General features: G+C 55.8%; 11 protein-coding genes. 5 read left to right on the top strand and 6 right to left on the bottom strand.

Translation table 11 applies throughout. The features are described 5' to 3' along the window. The first annotated feature begins 172 nt into the window (after positions 1 to 172). The 3 genes from KCR01S_RS12115 to celB are packed head-to-tail and all read left to right on the top strand — an operon-like array spanning position 173 to position 3,200. Positions 173 to 478 (top strand): PTS sugar transporter subunit IIB, encoded by a 306-nt coding sequence (locus KCR01S_RS12115; RefSeq protein ID WP_061282985.1) that lies wholly within the window; start codon positions 173 to 175, stop codon positions 476 to 478. A 16-nt stretch (positions 479 to 494) separates the two neighbouring features. After that, complete coding sequence (locus tag KCR01S_RS12120; RefSeq protein WP_061282986.1) at positions 495 to 1,799, top strand: 6-phospho-beta-glucosidase; 1,305 nt, start codon at positions 495 to 497, stop codon at positions 1,797 to 1,799. 51 nt (positions 1,800 to 1,850) lie between these two features. Next, positions 1,851 to 3,200, top strand: a complete 1,350-nt coding sequence (gene celB / locus KCR01S_RS12125) for a PTS cellobiose transporter subunit IIC (protein ID WP_061282987.1) — start codon at positions 1,851 to 1,853, stop codon at positions 3,198 to 3,200. Positions 3,201 to 3,315: 115 nt separating this feature from the next. Here the strand turns inward: celB and carB are convergent, their stop codons facing one another. The 4 genes from carB to KCR01S_RS12145 all read right to left on the bottom strand — a co-directional run bounded on the left by carB (position 3,316) and on the right by KCR01S_RS12145 (position 9,882). Next, positions 3,316 to 6,540: a carbamoyl-phosphate synthase large subunit gene (gene carB / locus KCR01S_RS12130; RefSeq protein WP_061282988.1), complete on the bottom strand. Its 3,225-nt coding sequence runs from the start codon at positions 6,538 to 6,540 to the stop codon at positions 3,316 to 3,318. A gap of 17 nt (positions 6,541 to 6,557) precedes the next feature. Continuing rightward, entirely contained in the window at positions 6,558 to 7,706 is a 1,149-nt protein-coding gene (carA, locus tag KCR01S_RS12135; RefSeq protein WP_061282989.1) for a glutamine-hydrolyzing carbamoyl-phosphate synthase small subunit, read from the bottom strand. A gap of 454 nt (positions 7,707 to 8,160) precedes the next feature. Beyond that, on the bottom strand, positions 8,161 to 8,982 hold the full coding sequence (dapB, locus tag KCR01S_RS12140; RefSeq protein WP_061282990.1) for a 4-hydroxy-tetrahydrodipicolinate reductase: 822 nt from the start codon (positions 8,980 to 8,982) through the stop codon (positions 8,161 to 8,163). A 267-nt stretch (positions 8,983 to 9,249) separates the two neighbouring features. Next, positions 9,250 to 9,882 (bottom strand): alanyl-tRNA editing protein, encoded by a 633-nt coding sequence (locus tag KCR01S_RS12145; RefSeq protein WP_061282991.1) that lies wholly within the window; start codon positions 9,880 to 9,882, stop codon positions 9,250 to 9,252. A gap of 92 nt (positions 9,883 to 9,974) precedes the next feature. On the opposite strand from KCR01S_RS12145, the gene KCR01S_RS12150 reads away from it, so the two are divergent. Continuing rightward, positions 9,975 to 10,883 carry a LysR family transcriptional regulator gene (locus KCR01S_RS12150; RefSeq protein WP_061282992.1) on the top strand — a complete coding sequence of 303 codons (909 nt, stop codon included), beginning with the start codon at positions 9,975 to 9,977 and terminating at the stop codon, positions 10,881 to 10,883. Here the strand turns inward: KCR01S_RS12150 and KCR01S_RS12155 are convergent. Continuing rightward, entirely contained in the window at positions 10,847 to 11,782 is a 936-nt protein-coding gene (locus tag KCR01S_RS12155) for a LysR family transcriptional regulator (protein ID WP_061282993.1), read from the bottom strand. The two genes, KCR01S_RS12150 and KCR01S_RS12155, sit on opposite strands and share 37 nt — an antisense overlap. Before the next feature lie 126 nt (positions 11,783 to 11,908). On the opposite strand from KCR01S_RS12155, the gene KCR01S_RS12160 reads away from it, so the two are divergent. Beyond that, complete coding sequence (locus tag KCR01S_RS12160) at positions 11,909 to 12,607, top strand: SDR family NAD(P)-dependent oxidoreductase (RefSeq protein ID WP_061282994.1); 699 nt, start codon at positions 11,909 to 11,911, stop codon at positions 12,605 to 12,607. 3 nt (positions 12,608 to 12,610) lie between these two features. Here KCR01S_RS12160 and rihC read toward each other — a convergent pair whose 3' ends face one another. Next, on the bottom strand, positions 12,611 to 13,525 hold the full coding sequence (gene rihC / locus KCR01S_RS12165; RefSeq protein WP_061282995.1) for a ribonucleoside hydrolase RihC: 915 nt from the start codon (positions 13,523 to 13,525) through the stop codon (positions 12,611 to 12,613). Positions 13,526 to 13,563 lie beyond the last annotated feature (38 nt).

Raw genomic sequence — 13,563 nt, forward strand, 5'->3', positions numbered from 1 at the left:
CGCAAAGCGGGCCTGAATTATTCATTTTTTTTGCGATGGTCACATTTTTATCCTTTAACCATAAGCTTAAGCAATATTTTAACCGCGATCACACTCATGAAAATAATTTTCATTCATCCTCAGCAAAACCGCTAATGTATGAAATATGTTTTCAAACGAGGGGAAAGTTGTAATGAAAAAAATCATGTTGTGCTGCGCAGCCGGAATGTCCACCAGCATGCTGGTGCAGAAGATGCGTGCCGAAGCCGAGAAGCGTTCGCTGGCGGTGGAGATCAACGCCTATCCGGTCGCCGAGATTGAGCAGCAGCTTGCTCAGGCGGATGTGGTGCTGCTTGGCCCACAGGTGCAGTTTGAACTGGCTCGCCTGAGCGAAATCTCAGCGCCGCTTGGCAAACCGGTGGCGGTTATCGACATGATGGATTACGGCACCATGCGCGGCGATCGCGTACTCGATAAAGCGATCCAACTGATGGCCTGAGGCCGTGGAGCAGACGATGAAAATTACCGTTATTGGTGGGGGCAGCAGCTATACCCCGGAATTGATTGAAGGATTAATTACCCGCCACGCCTCCTTACCCATGGCGGAACTGGCGCTGGTTGACATCGAAGCGGGGCGTCAGAAGGTCGAGATCATTGCCGCCCTCGCCCGCCGGATGCTCGACAGAAGCGGGCTGGAATCGGTGAAGGTATCGGTTCATTTCGATGCCGATAGCGCCATTGAAGGCTCCCAATTCGTTCTCACCCAGCTACGCGTCGGCCAACTCCCCGCGCGTGCGGCCGATGAACGGCTGGGTTTAAGCCATAAGCTACTGGGACAAGAGACCACCGGTGTTGGCGGTTTCGCTAAAGCGCTGCGCACCATCCCGGTGATGCTGGATATTGCCAAGCGCGTAGAGCGACTGGCCCCGGATGCGTGGATCATCAACTTCACCAACCCCGCCGGGATCGTCACCGAAGCGGTATCACGCCATAGCAACGCCAAAATCATCGGTCTGTGTAACGTGCCGGTCACCATGCACCACATGATTGCCGACATGCTGAAGCTCCCCTACGACCAGGTATCGCTACGCTTTGCCGGCCTCAATCATATGGTGTGGGTGCATAAGGTTCTGGCGAACGGTCGCGATGCCACCGACGATGTGATTGAAATGCTTTGCGATGGCGAGCAGCTGTCGATGAATAACATCAAAGCGATCCCATGGCCGCCATCGCTGCTGCGGGCGCTGCGCGCGATCCCCTGCCCTTATCATCGTTACTTCTGGCAAACCCGCACCATGCTGGAAGACGAGTTGGTGGATGCCGACAGTAAAGGCACCCGCGCTGAGCAGGTGATGAAGGTGGAAGCGTCTCTGTTCAAACTGTACGCCGATCCGCATCTGGATAAGAAACCCGAAGAGCTGAGCCAGCGCGGCGGTTCCTTCTATTCCGAAGTAGCGGTCCAGTTGATTAATGCACTGCATAACAATCTTGGCGTTGAAATGGTGGTCAACGCCGCCAACAACGGCGCCATTCAAGGGCTGCCGGACGATGCAGTAATTGAAACCAACTGCCTGATTGACGCGCTTGGCGCGCATCCTTTGGCCTTTGGCAAACTGCCGCCGCTGATGAACGGCCTGACGCAGCAGGTGAAAGATTTCGAACGTCTGACCATCGACGCCGCGGTGCACGGCGACAAAGATAAAGCGCTGCTGGCGCTGGTTGCCAACCCATTAGTGGCCGACGTCAATCTGGCGACGACGCTGGTCGACGAAGTGTTACGTATCAATAACGCGTGGCTGCCGCAGTTCGGCAAACAATAACTAAAACAATAAAACCCGGTCGGCAACGTCTGCTCCGGGCAGGGAGTGTCTGTGAATAAATCGATAATTGATAAATATGTTTTGCCGACCGCGCTTAAGATCGCCGGACAAAAGCACGTGCTTTCGGTACGTGACGGTATCATCCTCAACATGCCGTTTATGCTGATAGGCTCATTTTTCCTGATCTTCGCCTATTTGCCAGTACCCGGCTACGGCCAGTTGATGAGCGAACTATTCGGCCCAACCTGGCAGGAGAAAGTCCTCTACCCGGTAAAAGCGACCTACGACATCATGGCGCTTATCTCCAGCTTCGGTATCGCCTACCGCCTGGCGGAGAAGTACCGCACCCTTGATCCGCTGACCGCCGGGGCCGTATCCCTGGTCGCGTTCGTGATGACCATTCCTCAGCACATCATGTTTACACCGGCGGGCAGCGATGTGGCGCAGCTGGTAAAAGGGGTCATGCCGATGGGGCAAATTGGCAGCCAGGGGCTGTTCGTGGCCATCCTGATTGCCCTGCTGTCGACGGAAATTTACCGCTTCGTGAACGACCGTAATCTGGTTATCCGCATGCCGGAAGGCGTCCCCCCGGCGGTGGCGAAATCATTCCTTGCGCTGATCCCCGGCTTTTGCGTGCTGGCGGTGGTGCTGGCGCTGCGCCTGCTGGTTGAAGCGACGCCATTTGGCGATATCAATACCATGATCACCGAACTGGTAGGTATTCCGATGAGCCACGTCGGCGGTTCGCTGCCGGGAATGATTATCTCAGTGCTGCTGATTGGTATTTTGTGGATGCTGGGCCTGCACGGCGACACCATCGTACTTGTGTTTATCCGCCCGGTTTGGTTGAGCAATATGTCCGAGAACCTGGAGGCATTCCAGAACGGCCTGCCGATACCACACATTATTACCCAGCAGTTTTACGATCTCTGGATTGCGCCAGGCGGCACCGGTGCGCTGTTAGGGCTGGTGATTTTCATGATTCTGCGCAGCCGCAGCGTGCAGATGAAGCAGCTCGGCAAAATTGCCGCGCCGGGTAGCCTGTTTAACATCAGTGAGCCGATGGTGTTTGGGATCCCGATCGTGATGAACCCCTATCTGGTGGTGCCGTTTATCCTGACCCCAGTCGTGCTGGTGATTGTCTCCTACGTGGCGATGACTACCGGCCTGGTGGCGAAACCGGCCGGGATAGCATTACCGTTTACCACGCCGATTGTGGTCAGCGGATATCTGGCAACCGGCGGCCATATCTCCGGCTCGGTGCTGCAAATCGTTAACCTCGGTATCTCGCTGGTGATGTATTACCCGTTCTTCCGCATCTGGGATAACCTGAAATACCGTGAAGAACAGGCCAGTAAGTCGCAGCAGACCGCCGCCGCCATGCCGGCCACGGAACAATAACCCCGTCACCCGGCCCGGTTAAGTGCTGCCGGGTGACATACCTGAAAACGAAAGCTCATCAGACCTACAAAACAAAAACGCCGGGCATCTGCCCGGCATTTTTTATGCCTTACGCTTACTTATTAATCTGCGCGTGCATTTCCTGAACTGAAATCACCTTCTCGGTAGCATCAGCATTCAGCGCCATCGCGGTGGCGAAGCCGCCGTTCAGGGTGGTGTCGTAATGCACTTTGTACTGCAGTGCGCTGCGGCGAATCAGCTTGGAGTCTTCAATCGCCTGGCGACCTGCGGTGGTGTTGATGATGTAGGTGTATTCGCCATTCTTGATACGGTCTTGAATGTGCGGACGACCTTCATGCACCTTGTTCACCAGACGTGGGTTGATACCCGCTTCACCCAGCACGACCGCGGTACCGTGGGTTGCATCCAGCTCGAAGCCCTGTTTCAGCAGCTTCGCGGCCAGGTCAACCACGCGCTCTTTATCGCCTTCGCGAACGGAGAGCAGCGCACGGCCCTGTTTTTTCATGGTTGAGCTGCTGCCCAGCTGCGCCTTAGCGAAGGCTTCCGCGAAGGTACGCCCCACGCCCATCACTTCCCCGGTGGAGCGCATTTCTGGCCCCAGCAGTGGGTCAACGCCTGGGAATTTATTGAAAGGCAGCACCACTTCTTTCACCGAGTAGTACGGTGGGATGATTTCTTCGGTCACGCCCTGCTGTGCCAGCGTCTGGCCTGCCATCACGCGCGCCGCCACTTTCGCCAGCGGTACACCGGTGGCTTTAGAGACGAACGGTACGGTACGGGCCGCACGTGGGTTGACTTCAATCAGGTAGACTTCGTTGTCTTTCACCGCAAACTGCACGTTCATCAGACCGCGAACCTGCAGTTCGAAGGCCAGTTTCTGCACCTGCTGGCGCATCACGTCCTGAATTTCCTGGCTCAGCGTGTAGGCAGGCAGAGAACACGCGGAGTCACCGGAGTGCACGCCGGCCTGTTCGATGTGTTCCATGATGCCGCCAATCAGCACCATTTCGCCGTCACAGATTGCGTCCACATCGACTTCAATTGCATCGTCGAGGAAGCGATCCAGCAGTACTGGCGCATCGTTAGATACGCTGACGGCGGTCTGGAAGTAGCGACGCAGGTCAGCTTCGTCGTAGACGATTTCCATCGCTCGGCCGCCGAGTACATAAGAGGGGCGAACCACCAGCGGATAGCCGATATCTTTCGCTTTCTCTACCGCCATTTCGATGGCGGTCACGGTGGCGTTTGCCGGCTGCTTCAGCTTCAGGCGGTCAACCGCATGCTGGAAGCGCTCGCGGTCTTCTGCACGGTCGATGGCATCCGGGCTGGTCCCGATAACCGGTACGCCTGCGGCTTCCAGCGCACGCGCCAGTTTCAGCGGAGTCTGGCCGCCGTACTGTACGATGACGCCTTTTGGCTTCTCGATGCGCACGATTTCCAGTACGTCTTCCAGGGTAACCGGCTCAAAGTACAGGCGGTCGGAGGTGTCGTAGTCGGTCGACACGGTTTCCGGGTTACAGTTGACCATGATGGTCTCGTAACCGTCTTCGCGCAGCGCCAGTGAGGCGTGTACGCAGCAGTAGTCAAATTCGATACCCTGGCCGATACGGTTCGGGCCGCCGCCGAGAACCATAATTTTATCGCGGTCAACTGACGGGTTGGACTCACACTCATCTTCATAGGTGGAGTACATGTAAGCGGTGTCGGTTGCGAACTCTGCCGCACAGGTATCGACGCGTTTGTAGACCGGGTGCAGGTCATACTGGTCGCGCAGTTTGCGAATTTCAGCTTCACGTACGCCAGCCAGTTTCGCCAGGCGCGCATCGGCGAAGCCTTTACGTTTCAGGTGGCGCAGGAAGTCAGCGTTGAGGCCGGTGATCCCCACTTCAGCCACTTTCTCTTCCAGACGAACCAGCTCTTCAATCTGTACCAGGAACCAGCGGTCAATGTTGGTCAGGTTGAAGACGCCATCGACGGACAGGCCCGCACGGAAGGCATCGGCGATGTACCAGATACGCTCAGCGCCCGCGTCTTTCAGCTCACGGCGAATTTTGGTCAGCGCTTCTGGGTCGTCGAGGCTCACTTTCGGGTCAAAGCCTGTTGCGCCCACTTCCAGGCCGCGCAGCGCTTTCTGCAGGGATTCCTGCTGGGTGCGACCAATCGCCATCACTTCACCGACAGATTTCATCTGGGTGGTCAGACGGTCGTTCGCGCCGGCAAATTTCTCGAAGTTGAAGCGTGGGATCTTAGTCACGACGTAGTCGATGGACGGTTCGAAGGATGCCGGAGTACGGCCGCCGGTGATATCGTTCATCAGTTCGTCGAGGGTGTAACCGACCGCCAGTTTTGCCGCAACTTTAGCAATCGGGAAGCCGGTTGCTTTCGAAGCCAGCGCCGAAGAGCGGGATACACGCGGGTTCATTTCGATAACGATCAGGCGACCGTCTTTCGGGTTTACCGAGAACTGGACGTTGGAACCGCCGGTCTCGACGCCGATTTCACGCAGTACCGCCATCGAGGCGTTACGCATGATTTGATATTCTTTGTCGGTCAGCGTCTGGGCTGGCGCTACGGTGATGGAGTCACCGGTATGGATGCCCATGGCGTCGAAGTTTTCGATAGAGCAGACGATGATGCAGTTGTCGTTTTTATCACGCACCACTTCCATCTCGTACTCTTTCCAGCCAATCAGCGACTCATCAATCAGCAGCTCTTTGGTTGGGGACAGATCCAGACCGCGTTCGCAAATTTCTTCGAACTCTTCGCGGTTGTAGGCGATACCACCACCGGTGCCGCCCATGGTGAAGCTTGGACGGATGATGCACGGATAGCCCACGTCAGCAGCAACCGCCAGCGCTTCTTCCATGGTGTGCGCAATGCCGGAACGCGCGGTATCGAGGCCGATTTTCTTCATCGCCACGTCGAAACGGCGGCGGTCCTCAGCCTTATCAATTGCGTCGGCAGTCGCCCCAATCATGGTGACGCCAAACTCTTCAAGTACACCCTGACGTTCCAGCTCCAGCGCACAGTTCAGTGCAGTCTGGCCGCCCATGGTTGGCAGTACGGCATCTGGACGCTCTTTCTCGATGATTTTGCGCACGACTTCCCAGTGAATTGGTTCGATGTAGGTCGCATCGGCCATTTCAGGGTCAGTCATGATGGTCGCAGGGTTGGAGTTCACCAGAATGACGCGGTAACCCTCTTCACGCAGCGCTTTACACGCCTGGGCACCGGAGTAGTCAAACTCACACGCCTGACCGATAACAATCGGGCCCGCGCCCAGAATCAGGATACTTTTTATGTCTGTACGTTTTGGCATGGCTCTTTAACTCCTGATTATTTCGCGGACTGACGGTATTGCTCAATTAACTCGATAAAGTGGTCGAACAGCGGCGCTGCGTCGTGCGGCCCCGGGCTCGCCTCAGGGTGACCCTGGAAGCTAAACGCCGGTTTATCGGTGCGGTGAATCCCCTGCAGGGTGCCATCGAACAACGATTTGTGGGTCACGCGCAGGTTAGCCGGCAGCGTCGCTTCATCAACCGCAAAGCCGTGGTTCTGCGCGGTAATCATCACCACGTTGTTATCGATATCTTTCACCGGGTGGTTGCCACCGTGGTGACCGAATTTCATCTTGATGGTTTTCGCACCGCTGGCCAGCGCTAACAGCTGATGGCCCAGGCAGATACCGAAGACCGGAACCTCGGTCTGGAGGAATTTTTCAATCGCTTCAATCGCGTAGTCACACGGAGCCGGGTCGCCGGGGCCGTTTGACAGGAAGATACCGTCCGGATTCATTTTCAGAACCTCTTCGGCAGAGGTTTTCGCCGGAACCACCGTCAGGCGGCAGCCGCGGTCTACCAGCATACGCAGGATGTTGCGTTTGGCGCCAAAATCGTAGGCGACGACGTGGAACGGCAGCTCTTCTTCGGACTTCGCTTCCGGCAGTTCGCCTGCCAGCGTCCAGCTACCCTGAGTCCAGCCGTAGGTTTCAGCCGTGGTCACTTCTTTTGCCAGGTCCATGCCGTTCAGGCCTGGGAACGCTTTGGCCTTTTCCAGCGCCAGCTGCGCATCGAGGTTATCACCGGCGATGATGCAGCCGTTCTGAGCGCCTTTCTCGCGCAGCAAACGGGTCAGCTTACGGGTATCGATATCGGCAATCGCCACAATGTTATGGCGCTTAAGGTAAGAAGAAAGGTCTTCAGTGTTACGGTAGTTGCTGGCAATCTGCGGCAGGTCGCGGATAACCAGACCCTGGGCGTGAACTTGAGAAGATTCTTCATCAGCGGCGTTAGTGCCGACATTACCAATATGGGGATAAGTAAGAGTGACGATTTGGCGAGAATAGGAAGGATCAGTGAGGATTTCTTGATAACCGGTCATTGAAGTATTGAAAACGACTTCCCCAACCGCCGAACCCGTTGCCCCGATGGCCCGACCGTAAAACTGGGTTCCGTCTTCCAGAACCAATAGCGCTGACTTAATCAAAACACCCTCCAGAGAATATTTACTCGCTTTATTTGCATATTAATTCATAACAATGGCACAAATCAATGCAAATCTGCTTACCGACGTATTTCTGGCAAACGGCGGCATTCTAGAGACAGCCTCGACAAAAGTCTACCTTAAAGGACAATTTTTATTATTATTTTGTGGCACTGGTGAAATCAGTCGCCAGAAGAGGTTAAAAAGATCAACTAACTCATTGTAGAAAACGCTTGCGGACCAGGAAGAGTGTCAAATGAGACCAGAGAAGGTAAAAAAGTGGACCAGATGGTCAAAATTTACATATAACCAACATACATTCGCCAGAAAATATAGAAAAATACGCCTTTAACAATGATTAAACGGAAAAACGGATAAAATTAAGGGCGATAAAATATCGCCCTGTGTAATCAAGTAATTATGACTACAATAACCACATCACGATGGGTAATAAATTTTATAACTCATTCAAATTTAGCACATCACGCATATCAAAAAGACCATTTGACTTTGTTTTTAACCACAAAGCCGATCTCACTGCGCCATTGGCAAACGTCATACGGCTGGAGGCCTTGTGCGTAATCTCTACGCGCTCGCCAATATCCGCAAACATGGCGGTATGTTCGCCGACAATATCGCCCGCACGCACGGTGGCAAAGCCGATGGTTCCCGGTACACGTTCGCCGGTATAGCCTTCACGAGAATAGACTGCGCACTCTTTCAGATCTTTATCGAGCGCACCGGCAATCGCTTCACCCATCGCCAGCGCGGTTCCTGAAGGCGCATCCACTTTATGACGATGATGCGCTTCAATAATTTCAATGTCGGTGTAGTCACCCATCACCTTGGCCGCTTTCTCCAGCAGCTTCAGCATCACGTTGACGCCGACGCTAAAGTTGGCGGCAAAAACAATGGCAATCTGCTGCGAGGCGTCGCGAATAGCCTGTTTACCAGCATCGTCAAAACCGGTGGTACCAATCACCATGCCTTTGCCGTGCTGGCGACAAAACGCCAGGTGCGTTAGCGTCCCTTCCGGGCGGGTGAAATCAATAAACACGTCAAAATCATCTTTTACCGCCTCAAGGCTGCTCTGAACAGTGACGCCAGATTTCCCTGCGCCTGCCAGTTCACCGGCATCGCTGCCCAACAAAGAGGAACCTTCGCGTTCCAGCGCGGCACCTAATTGAACGCCTTCCATCGCCATCGCGGCCTGAATTAACTGCCGTCCCATACGGCCACCGGCGCCCGCAATGGCAACGCGGATTTGTGCTTCATGCATAGCTATTCTCTTTTATTAAATTGCGTAAATCGTTTTCAGAGTAACTAGCCCGCTGTAGGGTCGCCAGCCGAAAACGTCCATAATTAGAATTTAATGATAAACAGAGAGGAATATCAGTAAAAGACATGATTCATCCCGCAGGATGAATCATTGCCGCACAGGGGGAAAGAAGTCAAACTCGCTCACAATGTGGCGCAGTGGTGGGATAACAACCGGAAAAGCGCAAACTCACAGCCAATCAACGTAGCCTTATTACGGGTAAGGTCTTCAGGGCACTAACGAATAGTGAACGATCATTTGCCCCTTTTTGAGTTTCAGTTGGGTTATCGTCACATCACCAATTTCAGATAAACGGGCGACGTGGGTCCCACCGCAGGGGTAAGCCGGAAGTTCACCAAACCCTACCTGCCGCAGGCCGCTCTCGCAGGTTATTCGCCGCGGAAGATCCTCTCCCTGCCAGGCGCTGATAATCGCCAACAAAGCCTCGGCGGCGGGCAGCACGGCAGACTCCCCTGGTGCGAAGGTAATACGCCCTTCCCCAGGCCAGTGATGCGCTTTAACCGGCTGCCAGCCGTACCGTTCACCCGCCATCCCTATCAGATGCCCGGCTGAATGTAATCGCGCATGGTACTGACGGGCAGCGGCATCAATGCGCAACAGGGCCTCCCCCAGCGGCAACGCCTGGTCAACGATATGCACCACGGCATCGCCGCGAGTGATCACGCTTTGCACCGCGGCATCGCCAATCCAGCCGGCGTCCGAAGGCTGCCCACCGCCCTGCGGGTGAAACAGCGTGCGATCTAACGTAATAGCGTAGCGCCCATCCGGCTCAGCCAGACAGCTCATAATGTTCGCCTGCCCCTGAGTGGCATCGCTGGTGTAATAAAGGCGTTCAGTCATGGTTGTTCTCCTCTTGATGAGCAGAGTATATTCATCTTATCCACGACGATAATCCCGTATCCACTCAATGCATCTTTGCCTGGAATGCACAAATGAATCCTAATTTGCTCCCCGACCTTGCGACTTTTGTATTGATTATCGACCAGGGCAGTTTTTCGGCTGCCGCAAAAATCGCGGGGGCGACACCTTCAGCCATGAGCCGTAGCGTTTCGCGCCTTGAACAGGCGTTGGGCAGCAAGCTGCTGCACCGCACCACGCGTAAACTGGCACTGAACGACACCGGCAAGATGGTGTATGAACACGCCCAGGAGATGCTGAACGCGGCGCAGATGGCTTTCGATTCTGGCAGCAGCCGCCAAAGCGTTGCGCAGGGGAAACTGACCGTCAGCGTGCCTAAAGCCGTTGGCCGCTTTGTGGTTCACCCTTTGATGGCGGAGTTTTTTTCCCGCTTCCCGGAGGTTGATGTCTGTCTGCGGCTGGAAGACCGGTATATGGACTTAATTGACGACGGTGTCGATCTGGCCCTTCGCATCAGCCAGTCGCCGTCACCGGGCCTCTATGGCAGGCCGCTGATGCCGGTTAGCCACGTTATCTGCGCTACGCAGGAATACTTACGTCGTCACGGCATGCCCAACAATCCGCAGGCCCTGCGCGAACACAGCTGTATCAGCCTTGGTGAAACACCCGCCGATTCGCGCTGGAAGTTTCGTCGCGGCGATAACGTGGAAACCGTGCAAACGCGTGGGCGCTATGCTGCCAACCATACCGGCGTGCGGCTGGACGCGGTGAAGCATCATTTGGGGATTGGCAGTTTGCCGCTCTTTACCGCGCGCGAGGCGCTTGCCAGCGGCGAAATTGTGCAGGTACTCCCCGAGTGGGAATTTATCAGCGATTACAGCGGCGACCTGTGGCTGCTGTGGACGCGAAACAAACATATGCCCGCCAGGATGCGGGCGATGATTGATTATCTTGGTGAAAAGCTTACCGCATCCGGTGTTTGACAGACGCTAAGCACCTGCTGGCGCAGCCAGCGATGCGCCGGATCAACCTCCATTCTCGGGTGCCACATCTGCGAGACGGTAATCGGCGGCGTTTTCACCGGCAGCGCAAAGCCCTGTAACGCGCGGCCACCGAAGCGCCTTTGCAGGCCAGCAAACCAAGAGGCGGGAACCTGCGCAATCAAGTCCGAGCACTGAGCCACCGCGATTGCCGCTGAGAACCCCGGTACGATAGCGGCAATTTTGCGCTGCATACCATGTTCAGCCAACGCGCTATCGACCGGCCCCTGTGCTTTACCGTGGCGCGATGACACCACATGCCCATAAGCCGCATAGCCTTCAGTGCTTAGCGTCTCGGCCTGCAACAGCGGATGCCCTTGCCGCACCACCCCCATAAAATGATCCCGAAATAGCGCCTGCAGACGAATCTCCGGCCCCATTCCACTGAGCACACCAATCTCAAGATCGACCCGTCCTTCACGCAGCGGAGCCGCATCTTTCTCGGCTTTAGGGACGAAGCAGAGGCACACGCCCGGCGCAACCGCCGCCACCGCACTCATCAAACGCGGACCGAAAGTCTCGATAAACCCTTCGTTGGTACGCAGCGTAAAGGTTCTCTCCAACCCAGGTAACGTCAGCGCCGATACGGCTGGAGTCAACACCGATCGCGCCTCCATCGTCGCGCTATTCGCCCGTTGCTGAATGGCCTGCGCATGCGGTGTTAACACCATCCGCCGACCGGCACGCACCAACAGTGGGTCACCGGTCGTCGTCCGCAGTCGGGTGAGTGTCCGACTCATCGCTGAAGCACTCAATCCCAAACGGCGCGCAGCGCCGGCGACGCTGGCTTCGCTCAATAGCGCATCCAGCGCCAGCAGCAAATTGAAATCAGGTTCGTTCATCGTTGGCTCCGAATGAGATAAGGCGTTTGGTGCAGGTAATCACTGTAATTGCTGCGCCTTCCGCCATCTATTGTTTACTTCTATATTTTCGACATCACGCGAGATTCGCGAACGGGAGAAAATCTTATGCAGAGCAAAACCCTACTTTTGATTGGAGCCTCACGAGGCCTGGGCCACGCAATGGCAGAAACATTCGTTCAGCGCGGCTGGAAGGTGATAGGCGCCGTGCGCGATAGCGCGCAGCATACGCCGCTGCACGCGCTGGCGGGCGAATATCCGCAGCAGGTCCACATTGAACAACTGGATATCTGTGAATCGCCTCAAATCACCGCCCTTAGCCAGCGGCTCAGCGGCCAGACGATTGATATGCTGTTCGTGAATGCCGGAACCACCAACCGCGATCCCTCACAGACCATCGGTGAAATTAGCACCGATGAGTTTATGCAGATCATGCTGACCAACGCGCTGTCGCCGATGCGGGTCATTGAGCAATTCGCGGCACAGGTCACCGCCGGGGGATTGATTGGCGTCATGTCCTCAGGACAAGGCAGTATTGCCAACAACGAAAGCGGTCAGCGTGAACTTTACCGGGGAAGTAAAGCGGCGCTGAATATGTTTATGCGCAGCCTGGCGGCGCGTCCGACGATGAAGGCACGACCGCTGGTGACGATGGCACCCGGCTGGATAAAAACGGCGCTGGGCGGCCCTGATGCGCCCTATACCATTGAGGAAACCATACCGCTGCTGGTCAACGTGCTGCTGGAAAAACAGCAGCGCCCTGGGCTTGAATATCTCGACTTTCGCGGCAATACGGTTCCCTGGTAATGATCACACCGCGCGCGACAGCACCTCAGCCACCCACGTTTGGAAACCGGCAACATCCAGCCCCAGCGCCACCTGCGCGTTGGCAGGCTGGCCGAGCCGTCCTTCGATGTCCACGACGGTAGTACCCGCAGTATATTGCCCCTGAGTCTCCACGGCGACAAAACACGATTGCAGCGTAAATAACTCAGGACGTACCAGCCACGCAATGGCGCACAGATCGTGCATCCGCAAGCCGCTTTGCATACTGCCGCTGCGATAGTGGCTAAACAACGCGTGCAGCATATTACCGGTTTTATTCAACGCAGGAAGGGACGCGAGATACTCCGGCGTCAGCATCGCCTGATTGGTCACATCCAGCCCGCACATCACAATGTCCAGACCGCTGCGGAACACCAGCGCGGCGGCTTCCGGGTCGATAGCGATATTGAACTCCGCGTTTGGCGTAAAGTTACCGCGCCCGGCAGAACCGCCCATGATCACCAGACGGTGGATGTTAAAGCGGCATTCAGGGTATTGGGTCAGCAGCAGCGCAATATTGGTTAACGGCCCGATAGCTACCAGCGTAACTGGCTCCGGTGCCAGCATTAGTGCATCGCGAATCGCCTGAAACGCCGGTTTTGCCAGCGGCTGGCGGCTATGTTCAACAAAGTCATACCCCTCCATGCCGGATTCACCATGCACCGATGCAGCATCGCGCAGTGGGCGAACCAGCGGTGCCGCCGCCCCCTGTGCCAACGGAATATCGGCATTCCAGAAGTGCAGCAACTGTAGGGCATTACGGGTAGTTTTTTCGACGGAGACGTTACCCGCCACGGTGGTCATGAGCTGCAGATCCAGCTCAGGCGCAAAAATGGCGGCGGCAATTGCCGCAGCATCGTCGATGCCGGGATCGGTATCCAGGAATATTGGCAGGCGCATGATTTCTCCATAAAAAATGCCAGACGTTAAGCCTGGCA

The organism is Kluyvera cryocrescens NBRC 102467, assembly GCF_001571285.1.
GTDB lineage: Bacteria > Pseudomonadota > Gammaproteobacteria > Enterobacterales > Enterobacteriaceae > Kluyvera > Kluyvera cryocrescens.